Genomic DNA, 15499 nt, shown 5'->3' on the forward strand with positions numbered 1-15499 from the left:
CGATAACAGATGGTTATCATGGGTTGATGAAACTGACGAATCTGCGCGCCCTGGTGGCAGCCATAGAAGAAGGCAGCTTGCGCGCCGCCGCGAGGCGCATCGGCGTGTCGCAACCGGCGCTGACCAAGGCGATACGCGAGCTGGAACGCGAGTTGTCGACAACGCTGTTGTTGCGCTCGACCACCGGTGTTTTGGCCTCCGCCCAGGGCATGGTGCTCTATGAGCGGGCTCGCGCCGCCGAGCGCGAGCTGGCCCAAGCGGTGGAGCAGATCGAGCAGCTCGGCGGTCGCATGACCGGAACGCTGACCATCGGCGCGGTGCCGCTGGCGGTCATGCTGCTGGTGCCCGAAGCGCTACGAACTTTCGGCCGGGAATTCCCTCAGATTCAGCTGCGCATCTACGAAGAACTTTACATTGAGCAACTGACCCGGCTGCGCAAGGGCGAGGTCGATATCGCCCTGGGTCCGTTGCCCGAACATCTGCCGCCGGGCGAGTTCGCATCCGAGATCCTGATGCCTATTGACATGGTGGTCGTGGCCCGTCGGGGCAACCCACTGGCACGCTCCAGCTCGCTGGCCGAGCTGGCCGATGCTCCTTGGGTCTACACAGGTGCAAACGCCGATTCCGGTTATGCCAAGACCTTGTATGAGCGCCATGGCCTGAAGCCGCCGCCGGCTGGCGCACTTGTCAACTCGACCTTGGGTCTGCTGTCCATCGTCGCCAGCGGCAACTGCCTGGGCCTGCTGCCACGGCAGATTGCTACCCACCCCTTTGCCGGCCAGCATCTTGTGATCGTGCCGGTACGCGAAGGATCGCTGCAACTGACCTTGTGTGCCTTGGCGCGTACCGATGCTGCACTCAAGCCCAGCGTGCGGCATTTCCTCGCACATCTGCACCGGGCCGCCCATTTCCTCACCGGCGGATCAGTCACCACGCTGTAGCCTCGGCACGCGGGCAGAATACCGGTCATGACCTCAAAATCTCTGCGCGGCATCTGCTCAATGGCCACCCGTCAGTTGTTGACCGAACTTGGCGCATCCTTTTCAGAACACAGCGGCATGGTGATCGATATCGTCGCGGTAGGAGGCGTCGACGCGGCGCGACGTGTGCAGGCCGGCGAGCAGTTTGATGTCGTCGTGCTTGCCGCTGACGCACTCGATGGCCTGATAGCTGCCGGCCATCTGCGAGCCGATGGTCAGCGTGCACTGGTCGATTCGGCTGTGGCCATTGCCGTGCCGGCCGGCACGCCGCCGCCCGACATCGGCAGCGAGGAGGCACTGCGGCGCAGCCTGCTAACGGCTAATCGCATTGGCTACTCCACCGGCCCCAGTGGCACAGCGCTGCTGCGGTTGTTCGAGCGTTGGGGCCTGGCTGAGACCTTGGCTGGGCGACTGCTGCAGGCCCGGCCCGGCGTTCCGGTGGGCAGCTTGCTGGCCACCAGCCAGGTTGATATCGGCTTTCAACAATTGAGCGAATTGCAAGGTCTAGACGGCATCCACGTGCTGGGCGGTATGCCGCCAGGTCTGGAGATCGTCACCCGCTTCGTCGGCGCCGTCGGCAGCGCCAGCACGCAGGTTGACGCGGCGCAGGAGCTACTCGATTTCATGGCGGCACCGGCGCACACCGCGTTGAAACTGCGCCACGGCATGACGGCGCCAACACACTGATCAAAACGGTCATTGAACCGAGCATCAGCTACGCGGCGCGCGTTCGAATGCATTGCCCAGGGGTTCACCATGGCAGTTCGGTCGCGCAGGTCAATCGCAATAGTGCGCGACAGGTGACCGTCACCCCCGTAGTCGAACTTCGGCTTTGGGCACAAAGCTGACTTCCAAATTCATCGGGTAATCAGGTGGGCGGGGCGTTCTGGTTCGAAATCTTGGGCACCTCGGCGCAACTGCGCTACCCGCCCGATGCTGAGGGTCAGGCTTTGCCTATAGACTTGAGACCCCCGAGACCGCTCTCTGCAAGCTGGGTATCGAACATCAATCCGAAGACCTTGCGACTCTTGAATCCCATTCACTTTCGATTGTCGGCCGAGCTATGCTGGCAGACACTACGCTCGGGCCGCTGCGCCCGCTCATGCACCTCAACCAGGAGAACCCAATGACCGCAAATTCGAAAATGCTTGCTTTGCTTATTACCCTTGGCCTCGGTGCGGCTCAGGCGTCCGATGATCATGGCGGCCCGGTGCATCCGAAACCCTACACGCCCGGAGTCACGCTGAGCAAGGCCGTACAGGCCTCGATCACACCGGAACAATCGATCAAAATACTGCAAGCTGGCAATCAACGCTTCGCCGCTGGCCGCTCGCTGAAATACGACCACAAGCGCCATGTCCGTCAAACCGCGCTGGGCCAATTTCCTTTCGCCAGCGTGGTCGCTTGCATCGACTCGCGCTCGGCGCCCGAGCAGGTCTTCGACACCGGCGTTGGCGATATCTTCACTGCCCGCGTGGCCGGTTCCACCGTCAATGAAGACATGGTTGGCAGCCTGGAATATGCCGCCAAGGTCGGCGGTTCACGCGCCATCGTCGTGCTCGGTCATAGCAATTGCGGCGCTATCAAGGGGGCTTGCGACGATGTGCAGATGGGCAATCTGACCGGTTTGCTGGCCAAGCTGAAGCCGGCCGTCGAAGCTACATCAACATCGGGCGAGCGCAATTCCAAAAACTACAGCTTTGTGAACGACGTGAACGAGATGAACGTCAAACTCACCGTCGAGAAAATCCGCGCCACCAGCCCAATCCTGAAGGAGATGGAAGCCGCCGGGCAGATCAAGATCGTTGGCGCGGTGTACGACACCGCTACGGGCAAGGTGCACTGGCAATAAGCGGGCGGCCCCAAAACCTCGGCTTGCGTCCGGCTTATGAAGCCTCCGACGGGCCGCCGTCATTGGGGCCATTCGGGCGGGGCAAACGGCCCTTGCGCCGACCCTCTATGGCTGAAGCGGGCACATGGCCGTCAACTCAAGTTGAAAGCCATGGCCATGCCGCGTTTGCTCAGCCAAGCCGGGTCAATACATCTCTTTCGCCGCCGCCCTGACCTCCTTTAGCAGCAGCGCAGCTCCGGGCGACATCAGCTGGCTTTGGCGGGTGATGATGCCGAAGGCGTCCATCGTGCAGGGTAGCTCAATCGGCAAAATGCTCAGCACATTGAGTGAGGCGTAGTAACGTGCTACCTCTACGGGCATGACATGCAGCGAGTCGGTCTGTTGCAGCAGCGCGGTGATCAGGAGCAGTGCGGTGGTGTCGACCGCATTGGCCGGCGGCTCCAGCGCGGCGCGGCGGAACATCAGCTCCCAGCGGTGGCGCAATAAGCTGCCCGGCGGCGGCAATATCCAGGCCTGCGTGGCAAGGTCGGCCAGGGTGAGGTTCTTCTCGCCCAGCAGCGGGTGGCCATTGCGTGCCACCGCGCAGGCGGGCTCTATGGTCAACTCCTCATAGAGCAGACCGCTGGCCCCGTCTTCTTCAAGAATGCGCCCGATCATGAAGTCCAGGCTGCCGCGTTGCAGCAGGTCTAGCAAGACCTTGCTGGTCTCCATCTGCACGCCGATGCGAAGCAGCGGAGCGTCCAGTTTGGCGCGCGAGATCGCGCGCGGCAGCAGGCCCATCGCCGGCGTCATGATCACGCCCACCTCGACCTGACCGATCAGCCCGGCCTTCAGCGCCACGATGTCTTCATGCGCCAGCGACAGACTGGTCAAAGCCATGCGGGCGTGGCGGATCATCGTTTCGCCGTACAAGGTCGGCGTCATGCCGCGCGGCAAGCGCTCGAACAGCTTGACCTCCAGCATGTCCTCCAGGTCTTTCAGCTGCTTGGAGGCGGCCGGCTGCGTCATGCATAACTCTTCGGCCGCGCGGTGGATATTGCGTTGCTCGTCAAGCGCAATCAGCAACAGCAGTTGGCGCGTCTTCAGGCGGGCACGCAAAAACCAATTCGGGTTGGGGCTGGGGCTGGTGCTATCCATAAGGGTGGGCTCCAATTCAGGCCAGGTTGACGCGGTCCTTGGACAGAATCGTGGAAAGGTCATCGCCGGTTTCTTCCAGCTGCACGACGGTGGCCTGGCGCGCTCCGAGCGGGTCGCGGTTGCGCAAGGCGGTCAGGATGGCCTTGTGGCGCGGCAGCGAGAGCGCATGGGTATTGGGCATCTGGCTGCTCAAGATGATCGACTCGCGCAGGGCCAGCGACAGCATATTGCCGATATAGGCGAGCAGGTCGTTGCCGGTCGCCTCGGCAATGCGGCGGTGAAAGGCGAGATCTGGCTCCAGCAGCTCCTCGGTCGTGGTGGCGGCCTCCATGCCGGCATAGGCGGCGCCGATGGCCTGCAACTGCGCCTCGGTGGCGGCCTTGGCGGCCAGCGCGGCGGCGGCCGGCTCGAAGATGCGGCGCACTTCCAGCAAGGTGTTGACGAACTCCTGTTGCGGCTTGGCCTGGATCAACCAATACAGCACATCCGGGTCCAATAAATGCCATTCATTGCGCGGCCGCACGGTGGCGCCCGCGCGTTGCCTCGAGATCACCAGGCCCTTGGCCACCAGTACCCGGATCGCTTCCCGCAGCACCGGCCGGCTGACCTCGTAACGTTCCAGCAGAGCGGCCTCGGCCGGCAGCCGGTCGCCGGGCTTGAGCTCACCGCCGACGATGCTCAGACCCAGCTCGCCGACGATGCGGCCGTGCATGCTCTTGCCTTCGGGCTTGAGGCTGTAGGTGGAATGGTCGGCGCGGGATTTCATCATGGGCTGTTTTGATTTTCTCGGCGGCACGCTAACACATGGTCTCGGCGCTGCCTCTATTTGAAGACGGCGATGAAGCCGCCCTTGGCTTGAATCGTCAGCGCCAAGCCAGCCTTGGCCTGGACCGGCGCCTGCGCGAAGTCGCGCGCGCCTTCGCCATCGGTGATCATCAGCCCCTGGCGCTGCCCCAGAAAGCCCAGGTCCAACGTCAGCGTTTGCGGCAAGGCTTCGGCATTGATGCCGGCCACATACCAGCGCTTGCCGGCGCGCCTGGCGATCACCAGGCCCTTGCCCGGCTCACCCGTGATGAAACGGCTTTCGTCCCAGCGGCGCGGCAGCTGCTGCAAAAATTCCTTCACATAGGCCGGCACCGTCGCCATGCCTTCGGGCACTTCGGCGAAATGCTGGATGCCGGACAGCAGCAAGACCGCTTGGGCCAACTCGAAACCATTGCGGGTGGAGCGCTGGATATTGGGGATGTCGCCGAACACCATGGGCGTGAAATCCATCGGGTCGAACAGATTTCGCGCAAAGGGCAGCATCGCCAGATGGCGTGCGACAGCGTCCTGATCCTTTTGCTCGAAGGTGGTGAACTCGAAGCCCTTGACCGCCTCGGCCGTCATCAGATTCGGGTAGCTGCGGGCCCAGCCGCGCGGCAAGGTGGCGCCGTGGAAGTTGACCAGCAGGCCGTGCGCCGCCGCGTCGTTCAGGATGTCGACGTAGTACTGGATCATCGACCGGCCGTCGCCGGCGAAGAAGTCGATCTTCAGACCCTTGACGCCCATCGCGGCCAGGCGCGCGAATTCATGCCGGCGCTGCGCTGCGGTCAGCAAGGCGCTTTTGGGCGTGTACTCGGTTTTGTTCCAGGCGCCCGATGAGTTGTACCAAAGCAGGATGCCGACGCCCTTGCTGGCGCCGTAGTCGACCAGTTGCTGAATGCCCTCGTAGCCGATCTTGCGATCCCAGTCGGCGTCGATCAAGGCGTAGTTCCATTGCATCTCGGCGGCGTAATCGATAAAGCGCTTTTGCACCTCGAAGACGGTCGCGTCATCCTTCAGCAGCGCCCAGCTCCAGGCGGCATGGCCGGGCTGAATCTTGGCGGCGTCGAAGGCGATCGCCGGCGCGGCCAGGTCGGTGCCCAGCGTGGAGTCCATGACCGTACGCAACGGGCCGATGGCCAACACGCGCCAGGGCGTGGTCAGGGTGCAAGCAAACGCCGGGCCGTCCCAAGTTTGCTTACCCCCCTCGGGGGGCGGACGACGCTTTGCGTCGGCCTGGGGGCAGTCAGTTCCCACATCAGCCAGCAGGCCGCCGCCGGTGAAGACCTCGGCCGCCATCGGCTGGCCTAGCCGGTATTCGCCGCCCTCCGAGCTGGCCTGCAGGCGCGAGGCATGGAAGCTGCCGTCCATATGCGCCTCGGTCAGCGCAACCCAGTTGTCGCCGCTTTTGAACAGCGCCGGGAAGACCCAGCCCGCCGGTGAGGGCGAGGGCGTGCCGACGGCAATGTCCATCAGGTAATGCTCTTCATAGGCCGGGTTGACATTGGACCAGCCGGTCTGCGCGACCGACATCGGCTGCAGCCAGGCCCGCGTGTCCGGGGCAAAGCGAAAGCTGGTCGCCTCGGATTTGAAGCTCTTGCGGGCCAGACCCGCCTCGGCCACTCGGTAGCGAAAGGCGACGCCGTCGTTCGAGACCCGCGCCGTCAGCTCCATCTCTTGGCCGGCGGCATTGGCGACCCGCCAGTTCTGCTCATTGGCGCGGTAACTGATCTCGCTGCGCTTGCCCACCGCCAGCCGGTAATGCTCGGCATGTAGGCGCTGCGAGGAGCTTGAAAGCAGGCGCAGGCGCTGGCTTAGATCGGCACCTTCGAGTTGCAGGCCTAACTGTGATTCCAGGATGACAGGCTTGCCATCGCGCTGCACCGAATAGACCAGGCGCTGCTCGGGCGTGACGCGCAGCTGGAGGCTGAGGTGTTTGTCGGGGCTGCTGAGGGCGTTGGCCGCGATGGCGGGCGCCGACAGTACCAGGGCCAGCGACAGCAGGGCTGGGTGAAGCAAGGTGCGATTCATGAGTCCTTGGGGGGGGATTACGCTGCGTTCGCAGGGTCGTCGGCGAGGGGCTCGCCAAAATCAGGCAGGCCGTCGGCGCGCCAGCCGAAGGGCTGAACGCGGGCATGGCGGTTCGGGTCATTGAGCGGGTCGCCGACGATGTCGCGGTAGTTGCGCGCGTGGTAGACCAGCAGGTCGACGCTGCCGTCATGGCTGCTGCTGAAACTGTTATGGCCTGGGCCGAATTGGCCATTCGCCGACGCGAACACCGGCAGCGGCTCCTTTTGCCAGGCGGCCGGGTCGAGCAGATCGGCGTTCTCATCGGCCCACAGCAGACCCATGCAGTAATTGGCGTCGGTGGCGCTGGCAGAGTAGCTGATCAGCACGCGGCCATGGCGCTGCAGCACCGCCGGCCCTTCGTTGACCAGAAAGCCTATGCATTCCCAGCTCAACTCCGGTCGGCTCAACAGCACCGGCGCGCCCTTCAGCGTCCAGGGGTCGGCCAGCTCGCACAGATAGAGATTGGTGTTGCCGGCAATCGCCGGGTCTTTCTGCGCCCAGCTCAGGTAGCGGCGGCCCCGGTGGGCGAAGCTGGTGGCGTCGAGCGCAAAGCTGTCGATCGGCGTGATGAGCTGGCCGCGCTCGACCCATTCGCCTTGCAGCGGGTCGGCATGCAGGTTCTCCAGCACATAGATGCGCAGCTTCCAGATATCGTCCTTCTCGCTGGCCGCGAAGTAGATGATCCAGCGCCCGTCGATCCGGTGCAGCTCGGGCGCCCAAACATGCCAGCTCATTGGACCGGCCTCGTGCTTGCGCCAGATCAGCTGCGGCTGCGCGGCCGCCAGCGTCTCCAGGCTGTCGGCCGCCCGCAGCTCGATCGCATCAAAGCCGGGCAGCGACGCGGTGAAAAAGTAACGACCATCATGCAGTGACAGATGCGGGTCGGCGCGTTGCAGGATCAGGGGCTTGGTCCAGTTCATGATGAGGCGATGGCTTTCGTGACGATCACATTCCAAGAGGCGGCTTGCAGACGAACACGCAGCGTCTCGCCTTCGATGACGATGCCGGCGAGCGGCGCGGGCCGGACCTTGTCGGGCTCGGCCTCGGTATTGCAGGCTTGCAGGTCGGCGTGCTGCAACTGCTGGGCTTCGATCAGCCGCTGCTCGCCGCCCAGGCCGCGCAAGTTGACGGTCAAGGCCATCTCCTGCTCCAGATTGCGGTTGAGCAAAAAGATCGCCGTCTTGCCGCTGGCCGCCTCATGCACGACGCTGGCGCATAGATAGGGCAGCTCACCCTGCTTCGCATCGGTCCAGCCGGGCGAGCGAATCACCGCTCGCAGCACCATGCCATGGGCATGGCGCGCCGTCAGCGCAAAGGGGTGAAAGATGGTCTGGCGCCAGGCCGGCCCGCCGGGTGCGGTCATGATGGGCCCGATCACATTGACCAGCTGCGCCAGACAGGCAACTTTGACGCGGTCCGCATGGTTGATCATCATCGTCAGCATGCCGCCGATCAGCAGCGCATCCTCGACGTTATAGACCTCCTCCAGCAAACTCGGCGCCTGTGGCCAGCCTTCCTGCTTCATATGCTCGCCATGGCGGGCCCGGTACCAGACGTTCCACTCGTCGAAGCTCAGCATGATGCGCTTGGCGGAATGGCGGCGCGCCGCCACCGCGTCGACCACGGCAACCGTGGCCTCGATATAGCGCGCATTGCTTTCTATCTGCGCGAAGAAGCTCGCGGTGCTCGGGTCGTTCGGCGGTTTGACGAAATAGCTGTGCAGCGACAGATAGTCGACCACCTCGAAGCAATGCTCCAGCACCCGGTCTTCCCAGACGCCATAGCTCGGCATGTCGTAGGCGGACGAGCCGCAGGCGGCCAGTTCGATGCTGGCGTCGACCATCTTCATCAGCTTGCCCGTTTCCAGCGCCAGGCGGCCGTACTCATCCGGCGTCTTGCGGCAGATCTGCCAGGGCCCGTCCATCTCATTGCCCAGGCACCAGAGCTTGATCGCATGCGGCGCGTCCACGCCATGGCTGCGCCGCAGCTCGGAGCGCGTCGTGCCACCGGGATGGTTGCAATACTCCAGGTATTGACGCGCCTCGTCGGCGCCACGCGTGCCGAGGTTGACGCCGAACATCGGCTCCATGCCTTGCTGCTTGCACCAGCTCATGAACTCGTTGGTACCGACCTGGTTGGTCTCGGTCGAGAACCAGGCCAGGTCGAGCCGGGTCGGGCGCTGGTCATGGGGGCCGACGCCGTCCTCCCAGTCGTAGCCGGACATGAAGTTGCCGCCGGGGTAACGCACCAGGGTGGCACCGAGTTCCCGCGTTAGCCCGGCCACATCCTGGCGGAAGCCGTCGGCATCGGCGGTCGGGTGATCGGGCTCGTAGATGCCGGTGTAGACGCAGCGACCCAGATGCTCGACGAAAACGCCGAACAGGCGGCGGTCCAAGGGGCCGATTTCAAAATCGCGGTCTACGGTCAAATGCGCTTCAATCATCGTCTGGCCTTCTGCAGCGCCTTGTTGACGCGCTTTTCGATACTGGCCTGCACCTCGGCGATAGGCTTGCCCGAGACCATCAGATTGGCGATGTCCTCGCCGATCAGCAACTCGATTGCGCGCTGCGTTGGCACATTGCCTGGCATGCCGACGCCGGTCTCGGTGATCTCGGCCAGCTCGGCGCGCAGCGGCAGGGCGCGGAAGGCCTCGCTGCCCGCCACCGACCGGCGTACCGGCAGATGGCCGGTGCGTGACCATTCGGCGCTGTGCTCCCAGATGAATTTCAGCAGCTTGACGCCGGCGGCGCGGGTCTTCTCGTCGGCCGAACCGGCCTTGAACATCGCCCAGGCATGACCATCGGCGAACACTGCCTTGCGCTCGAATAACTGTGCAAACGGTCTGACCGCATAGCCGCCTTCGAAGGGCGATCCGGCGTTTCTGGATTCGCGCAGGTACTGGTCTATGGTCCAAGTGCCAACCACGCTGACGCCGGCCTCGCCGTTCAAAAACGCCTGGTTCGCGCCCGCATAGTCGAGATTGGGTTTGATATGACCCTCGGCATAGAGCTGCTGCATCAGGCTCAGCGCCTTGGTCACCGCCGGCTGATGCATATCGACCGACTTGCCGTTGGTGGCGAAGAGCCGGGCGTTTTGCTGCGCCAGCAGGGTCAGGAAGGTGCGATTGTTGGCGGCGGTCTCGTTGACCACGGCCCAGGCGAAGTAGGGCTTGCCGGTCTTGGCGCGGAACTGCCGCGCATGGGCCAGCAACTCCTCGGGCGAGCGCGGCAGCATGGGCTGCCCATCGGCGCCGAGCAGCTGGGCTTGGCCCATCAGCCGGGTGTTGATATGCCAGAGCCAGGCCCAGGTGTCGAAGGGCAAGGCATAACTGTCGCTTCCCGCGGGGCCGTCAAAACCGACGCCGCGGCGCGCATGGTCGGTGAAATCGGCAGTATCAATGCCGGCGGCCTTGAACTCGGCGTCGAGCGGCAGCAGCAGGCCGCGTCGTACATAGTCGCCTAGCGCCGACTCATGCATCACCGCCACCGTCGGCACATCCTTGGCGACCAGGCGGGCGGTCAGCTGGTCGTAATACGGCCCCCATTCGGCCACCTGCGTGCGCACATGGATGCCGTCGGTATTGGTGGCGTTGAACTGATTGACCAGGGTGGTGATGATGCCGCACTCGCCCAGGCCAAGGGCGGCGTCATTGACCGCGCCGTACTTGGCGTCGCAGCTGCCGAAGAAGCGCATCAGCGTGATCTCGGTCTTGGCTTCTTGCGTCTCGGTCTTGGCGCCGCAGGCTGCCAGCATCGTGAGCGTTAGCATGGCGAAAATTTTCAACAAGCTCATCATCATCAGCGCCCCGTGCCGGCCACGGCCGTGACCAGATATTTCTGGAAGAAGAAGTAGATGATCAAGACCGGCAGGCCGGCGAAGACCGCCTGCGACATCAAGAATCCCAGACCTTCGGACTGCGCGAAATTGGTCTGCGTGGACGCCAGGCCGCGGGTCAGCGTGTACATGTCCGGGTTGGTCGCGATCACCAGCGGCCACAGATAGTCGTTCCAGCAGCCGAGGAAGGTGAAGATGCCTAAAGTGGCCTGGGCCGGCAGCGTCAGCGGCAGGATCACGGTCAGAAAAGTCTTCAGCCGCGAGGCGTTGTCCAGCATCGCCGCTTCCTCCAGGTCCATCGGTATGGCCTTGAAATACTGCGTCATCAGATAGACGCCGAACGGTGCGGCCAGGCCCGGCAGGATCAGGCCGGCGAAGGTGTTCTGCAGATTCCAGTCCGAAAAAAGCCGGTGCAGCGGGATGAAGGTGGACTGCGGCGGCACCGCCAGGCCAAACATCACAATCGCGAATATCAGCTTGCGGCCCGGGAACTCGGTGCGAGCAAAACCGTAGCCCGCCAGCGAGGACAAGACCAGCACGCCCACCGTCTGGCACAGCGCCACCCAGGCGCTATTGCCCAGCCAGCGGAACACCTGCGAGCTTTGCACAATGTCCAAATAATTGGCCAGCGTATAGGGCGGCGCAAAGACCAGGTCGGTGCGGATCTGCAGCAGTTCATTGGGCTTGAAGGACAGGCCCAGCACCCACAGCAGCGGCAACATCCAGGCCAATGCCAGCAGGCACAGGCCCAGCATCAACAAGCGGTCAAACCAACCGCGTCGCAGCATGGCATTCATTGGCGAACTCCTTTGCGGTCACGCTCCAGCCAGAGCTGCAAGGACACGCCTATCAGCATCACCGCGAACAAGACCTGCGAGGCGGCGGTGGCGTAGCCCAGCGACAGCTGCATAAAGGCCTGTTCGTAGATGAATTGCACGATAGGCCGGGTGCTGTTGTTCGGCCCGCCATTGGTCATCAGCATGATTTGCGGAAAGACCTGGAACTCTCGTATCACCTCGATCACCGCAACCAGCACGATGGTACGGCTCAGGGACGGCAGGGTGATGCGGGTCAGCGTGCGCCAGCGGCTGGTGTTGTCCAGGGCGGCGGCCTCGTAGATATCACTCGGAATCTGCTGCAGCGCCGACAGGAACAGAATCATCGGCAGGCCGATGATCCACCACACCGTCACCAGGGCGATGGTCGGCAGCGCCAAGGCGTCGCTGCTCAGCAGCGCCATATCGGGCAGGCCCAGCTTGTTCAGAAATTGCGAGACCAGGCCACGCTCGGGCATCAGCGCTAACTTCCAGACCAGCGTGATTATGGTGACGGAGAACACCGAGGCGCAAAAAAAGGTGCCGCGCAAGAGCGCGCCGAGACGGCCGGGCCGGTTCAGCGCCAAGGCCAAGGCCAAGGACACGATGACGAAGATCGGCGTGCTGATCAAGACGAACTTGACGGTGTTCCACATCACCTGGTGGAAGACCTCGTCGCCGGCGAGCTGAACATAATTGTCCAAACCGACGTAGAAGCTGTCGTCGGACAAAAGGTCATGGTCATGCAGGCTGATCGCCATGCCCTTGGCCAGCGGCCACAGCACCAGCAGCGCATAGATGGCCACAAAGGGCAGCACGAACAAGCCGTTGGAAAGGCGCGAACGGCGCAGGCCGACGGCGCTCATGTCAAGTCGACGCGCGCATGATGGGCGCGGCCCTGGCTGTCGAACAGATGGGCCTCGGCCAGATCGACCGCGATGCCGATGCGCTCGCCGGGGGTTGGCTGGCTGCCGTTCAGGGTGATGGTTAGCGGGCTGCCGTCGTCCAGTTTCAGATGGGCCAAGGAGCGCTCGCCCAGAAACTCGACCATCTCGACCCGGCCGCTCATTGCGCTCTGGGCGCCGGCGGCGGCGGGGTGCAGGTTCTCGGGCCGCACGCCCAAGCTGAATCCGGCGTCGGCGGGCAGGCCCTGCAGCGGCACGCGGGTCGCGAGGCTGCCGCCGCCCGGGGTTTGCACGCGGCATAAGTCGCCTTCGCCGGCCACGCGCTGCACCGGGATGAAGTTCATGCCCGGCGTGCCGATGAAGCCGGCAACGAAGCGGGTAGCCGGGCGCCGGTAGACCTCGGCCGGCGTGCCGATCTGCTCGATCGCGCCGCCGTTCATTACCACGATGCGGGTGGCCAGCGTCATCGCTTCCAACTGGTCATGGGTAACGAAGATCATCGTGGCGCCGAGGCGCTGGTGCAGTTGCGCCAGCTCCAGCCTGGTGCGGCCACGCAAGGCCGCGTCCAGATTGGAGAGCGGCTCGTCGAACAAAAACAGGCCCGGCTCCTTGACCACCGCGCGGCCTATCGCCACCCGCTGGCGCTGGCCGCCGCTGAGCTGCCCCGGCTTGCGCGCCAGCAGCGGCGTCAGCTCCAGCATGCGGGCGGACTCGCTGATGCGGTCGTCGATTTCCGACGGCGGCAGGCCGATATTGCGCAGGCCGAAGGCGAGGTTGTCGCGCACCGTCATATGCGGGTAGAGCGCGTAGTGCTGGAACACCATGGCCAGATTGCGCTGGCCCGGCGCGGCATGGGTCACATCCTTGCCGCCAATCAGGATACGGCCGCCGCTGACTTCTTCCAGCCCGGCGACCATCCGCAGCAGACTGGTTTTGCCGCAACCGGACGGGCCCAGAAAGACGATGAATTCGCCCTGTTCGACGTCGAGCGATAGCTTGTCTATCACCTGCACGGCGCCGTAGCGCTTGCTGACTTGTTCTAATTTGAGTGCCGCCACTGTGTCTCCAAATCTTCTACTTGTGCTTTTAAAGCGAGGGCCAGCCGTCGGCGCTCCAGCGCAGCTCGTCGATGCGCAAATGCGGCCGGCCGCCGTCTTCGGCGTCATAGGCATGTCGGGCCAGCTTGTTGCCGAATACATCCTGGTGGCCGGGGCCCTTCCAGCGCGGCCCGCCGGCCTCGATCAGGCTGCCGCCACCGTCCAGCATAGGCCTGCCTTCGCGGTCCACAAAGGGGCCCATCGCCTGCTTGGAGCGGCCGACGCGGATGTTGTAGCTGCTGGCCACGCCGCGGCAGCATTTGTCATGCGAGACGAAGAGGTAGTACCAGTCGCCACGGCGGATCAGCGTCGGCGCTTCGATGCCGCCTGGGTGGTTCGCGATAAAGCGGGTTTCACCTTGCGGGCGCAGGCTGAGCGGGTCCAGGGCGGTGATGCGGATACCGCCCCAGAACGAGCCATAACTCAGCCAGACCCGGCCGTCGGTGTCGATCAAAACATCCGGGTCGATGGCGTTGAATTTGTCCGTTACGGCGCTGGCCAGCAAGATGCCTTCGTCCCGCCAGTCGCTGGCGTCGGCTGTGCCGGCGCTGGCTAGGCCGATGGCCGACACATTCTTGCCGAAGGTCGAAATCGAATACGCCAGCCAGAACTTGTCGCGATGCTGGAACAGCTTGGGTGCCCAGACGTCCAGGCCCTGGTGGGCCGGCACGGCGCTGTCCCACCAGGCGGGCCGATTCGCCGCGCTGAAGATGGGGGCCATGCGGCTCCAGTTCAGGCCGTCGGCGGAGCGCAGGCGCTGCAGCCCTTCGCCGGTGGCAAAAACATAATGCTCACCGCTGGCGGCTATCCACAGGCTCGGGTCGTGGGCCAGGGTGTCGCCCGTCAGCGGCTCGGCAGCAAGCTGCTGCAGCGTCAGCAACAGCAGCGTGGCCAGCCCGACGCGGGCCAGGCGTTTTTTCATTTGCCCCAACGCAGCACCATCGGGTCGAGCCGGCGGGCGGCGTCGAGCAGGCCGGCGCGGGTCTCGGCGCTCATTGCGGGGAAGGGGTGGCGCGGGGCGTCGCACTGGATCACGCCGCCCGCCAGCATCAAGGCCTTGGCGGCCAGAATGCCGGCCTGGCGGTTTTCGTAATTGATCAGCGGCAGCCAGCGGGCGTAATAGGCCACTGCCTCGTCGCGCCGGCCGGCGGCATAGGCGTCGACGATTTGCCGGATGCCGTCCGGGTAGGCGCCGCCCGTCATCGCGCCGGTCGCACCCGCGTCGAGGTCGGCCAGCAGCGTGATCGCTTCTTCGCCGTCCCAAGGGCCTTCGATGGCGGCTCCGCCGACGCGAATCAGCTCGCGCAGCTTGGCCGCAGCACCGGCGGTTTCGATCTTGAAATAGCAGACGTTCTCGATCTGCTGCGCCATCCGCGCCAGCAGCGCGACCGACAGCGGCGTGCCGGCGACCGGCGCGTCCTGGATCATGATGGGGATGTTGATCGCATCGGACAGGCGGGCGTAGAAGGATTCGATCTGCGGCTCGGCGACCCGGAAGGTGGCACCGTGGTAGGGAGGCATCACCATCACCATCGCCGCACCCATGTCCTGCGCCGAACGGCTACGCTCGGCGCAGATTTGCGTGCTGTAGTGGGTGGTGGTGACGATCACCGGCACGCGGCCGGCCACATGGGCAAGAATGGCGCGGGTCAGGGTCTGGCGCTCTTCGTCCGACAGCACAAACTGCTCGGAGAAATTGGCCAGGATGCACAGGCCGGTCGAGCCCGCGTCGATCATGAAATCAATGCAGCGCAATTGGCTGGGCAGGTCAAGGCCGCCGGCTTCGTTGAAGGTGGTCGGCACGACCGGGAATACGCCCTTGAAGCGTGGGGTGGGTGTGGATGTGATGGTCATTGGGTTGCTCGGGCGAAAGGTCTGTCAAAGCCGGTGTCGAATTAAAGTATGACTTTATATTTCAACAAATGGGTGAAAACCCCAATAAAACCGCTATTCAAGTGAAATAGTATTACTACTTTCGGCTTTGTGTCGGCCGGGTTCGGTGCGT

At 64.1% G+C, this 15499-nt stretch carries 14 protein-coding genes; 3 read left to right on the plus strand and 11 right to left on the minus strand.

Features of this window, described 5'->3' with window-relative positions:
* Nucleotides 1–26 precede the first annotated feature (26 nt).
* From LNV07_RS16160 to LNV07_RS16170, 3 genes are all read left to right on the plus strand, one after another.
* Nucleotides 27–941 (plus strand): LysR family transcriptional regulator, encoded by a 915-nt coding sequence (locus LNV07_RS16160; protein WP_263572194.1) that lies wholly within the window; start codon nt 27–29, stop codon nt 939–941.
* Nucleotides 942–968: 27 nt separating this feature from the next.
* Nucleotides 969–1667, plus strand: a complete 699-nt coding sequence (locus LNV07_RS16165; protein WP_263572195.1) for a substrate-binding domain-containing protein — start codon at nt 969–971, stop codon at nt 1665–1667.
* 457 nt (nt 1668–2124) lie between these two features.
* On the plus strand, nt 2125–2832 hold the full coding sequence (locus LNV07_RS16170; RefSeq protein ID WP_263572196.1) for a carbonic anhydrase family protein: 708 nt from the start codon (nt 2125–2127) through the stop codon (nt 2830–2832).
* Nucleotides 2833–3015: 183 nt separating this feature from the next.
* Here LNV07_RS16170 and LNV07_RS16175 read toward each other — a convergent pair whose 3' ends face one another.
* From LNV07_RS16175 to LNV07_RS16225, 11 genes are read right to left on the minus strand one after another with little or no spacing between them, the layout of a single operon-like run.
* Nucleotides 3016–3969 carry a LysR family transcriptional regulator gene (locus LNV07_RS16175; RefSeq protein ID WP_263572197.1) on the minus strand — a complete coding sequence of 318 codons (954 nt, stop codon included), beginning with the start codon at nt 3967–3969 and terminating at the stop codon, nt 3016–3018.
* Nucleotides 3970–3985: 16 nt separating this feature from the next.
* Nucleotides 3986–4735: a FadR/GntR family transcriptional regulator gene (locus LNV07_RS16180; RefSeq protein ID WP_263572460.1), complete on the minus strand. Its 750-nt coding sequence runs from the start codon at nt 4733–4735 to the stop codon at nt 3986–3988.
* 56 nt (nt 4736–4791) lie between these two features.
* Complete coding sequence (locus LNV07_RS16185) at nt 4792–6804, minus strand: glycoside hydrolase family 97 protein (protein WP_263572198.1); 2013 nt, start codon at nt 6802–6804, stop codon at nt 4792–4794.
* A gap of 17 nt (nt 6805–6821) precedes the next feature.
* Nucleotides 6822–7763, minus strand: coding sequence for a glycoside hydrolase family 43 protein (locus tag LNV07_RS16190; RefSeq protein ID WP_263572199.1), 942 nt, complete (start codon nt 7761–7763; stop codon nt 6822–6824).
* Nucleotides 7760–9286, minus strand: coding sequence for an arabinosylfuranosidase ArfA (gene arfA / locus LNV07_RS16195; RefSeq protein WP_263572200.1), 1527 nt, complete (start codon nt 9284–9286; stop codon nt 7760–7762). Before arfA ends, LNV07_RS16190 begins: the two co-directional genes overlap by 4 nt.
* A complete protein-coding gene (locus tag LNV07_RS16200) occupies nt 9283–10611 on the minus strand; it encodes an extracellular solute-binding protein (protein WP_263572201.1) in 1329 nt (442 codons plus the stop codon). The genes arfA and LNV07_RS16200 overlap by 4 nt, the downstream gene beginning before the upstream one ends.
* 29 nt (nt 10612–10640) lie before the next feature.
* Nucleotides 10641–11474: a carbohydrate ABC transporter permease gene (locus tag LNV07_RS16205; protein WP_263572202.1), complete on the minus strand. Its 834-nt coding sequence runs from the start codon at nt 11472–11474 to the stop codon at nt 10641–10643.
* Complete coding sequence (locus LNV07_RS16210) at nt 11471–12358, minus strand: carbohydrate ABC transporter permease (protein WP_263572203.1); 888 nt, start codon at nt 12356–12358, stop codon at nt 11471–11473. The genes LNV07_RS16205 and LNV07_RS16210 overlap by 4 nt, the downstream gene beginning before the upstream one ends.
* Complete coding sequence (locus LNV07_RS16215; protein ID WP_263572204.1) at nt 12355–13455, minus strand: ABC transporter ATP-binding protein; 1101 nt, start codon at nt 13453–13455, stop codon at nt 12355–12357. The genes LNV07_RS16210 and LNV07_RS16215 overlap by 4 nt, the downstream gene beginning before the upstream one ends.
* Before the next feature lie 28 nt (nt 13456–13483).
* Nucleotides 13484–14416, minus strand: a complete 933-nt coding sequence (locus LNV07_RS16220) for an arabinan endo-1,5-alpha-L-arabinosidase (protein ID WP_263572205.1) — start codon at nt 14414–14416, stop codon at nt 13484–13486.
* Nucleotides 14413–15348 carry a dihydrodipicolinate synthase family protein gene (locus tag LNV07_RS16225; RefSeq protein ID WP_263572206.1) on the minus strand — a complete coding sequence of 312 codons (936 nt, stop codon included), beginning with the start codon at nt 15346–15348 and terminating at the stop codon, nt 14413–14415. The genes LNV07_RS16220 and LNV07_RS16225 overlap by 4 nt, the downstream gene beginning before the upstream one ends.
* Between the last annotated feature and the right edge of the window lie 151 nt (nt 15349–15499).

The sequence above is a fragment of the Roseateles oligotrophus genome, from assembly GCF_025717515.1.
Lineage (GTDB): Bacteria > Pseudomonadota > Gammaproteobacteria > Burkholderiales > Burkholderiaceae_C > Paucibacter_A > Paucibacter_A oligotrophus.

Coding starts and splice junctions, on each gene's coding strand:
- LNV07_RS16160 (WP_263572194.1), top strand. CDS start 27: ATGAAACTGACGAATCTGCGCGCCCTGGTGGCAGCCATAGAAGAAGGC.
- LNV07_RS16165 (WP_263572195.1), top strand. CDS start 969: ATGACCTCAAAATCTCTGCGCGGCATCTGCTCAATGGCCACCCGTCAG.
- LNV07_RS16170 (WP_263572196.1), top strand. CDS start 2,125: ATGCTTGCTTTGCTTATTACCCTTGGCCTCGGTGCGGCTCAGGCGTCC.
- LNV07_RS16175 (WP_263572197.1), bottom strand. CDS start 3,969: ATGGATAGCACCAGCCCCAGCCCCAACCCGAATTGGTTTTTGCGTGCC.
- LNV07_RS16180 (WP_263572460.1), bottom strand. CDS start 4,735: ATGAAATCCCGCGCCGACCATTCCACCTACAGCCTCAAGCCCGAAGGC.
- LNV07_RS16185 (WP_263572198.1), bottom strand. CDS start 6,804: ATGAATCGCACCTTGCTTCACCCAGCCCTGCTGTCGCTGGCCCTGGTA.
- LNV07_RS16190 (WP_263572199.1), bottom strand. CDS start 7,763: ATGAACTGGACCAAGCCCCTGATCCTGCAACGCGCCGACCCGCATCTG.
- arfA (WP_263572200.1), bottom strand. CDS start 9,286: ATGATTGAAGCGCATTTGACCGTAGACCGCGATTTTGAAATCGGCCCC.
- LNV07_RS16200 (WP_263572201.1), bottom strand. CDS start 10,611: ATGCTAACGCTCACGATGCTGGCAGCCTGCGGCGCCAAGACCGAGACG.
- LNV07_RS16205 (WP_263572202.1), bottom strand. CDS start 11,474: ATGAATGCCATGCTGCGACGCGGTTGGTTTGACCGCTTGTTGATGCTG.
- LNV07_RS16210 (WP_263572203.1), bottom strand. CDS start 12,358: ATGAGCGCCGTCGGCCTGCGCCGTTCGCGCCTTTCCAACGGCTTGTTC.
- LNV07_RS16220 (WP_263572205.1), bottom strand. CDS start 14,416: ATGAAAAAACGCCTGGCCCGCGTCGGGCTGGCCACGCTGCTGTTGCTG.
- LNV07_RS16225 (WP_263572206.1), bottom strand. CDS start 15,348: ATGACCATCACATCCACACCCACCCCACGCTTCAAGGGCGTATTCCCG.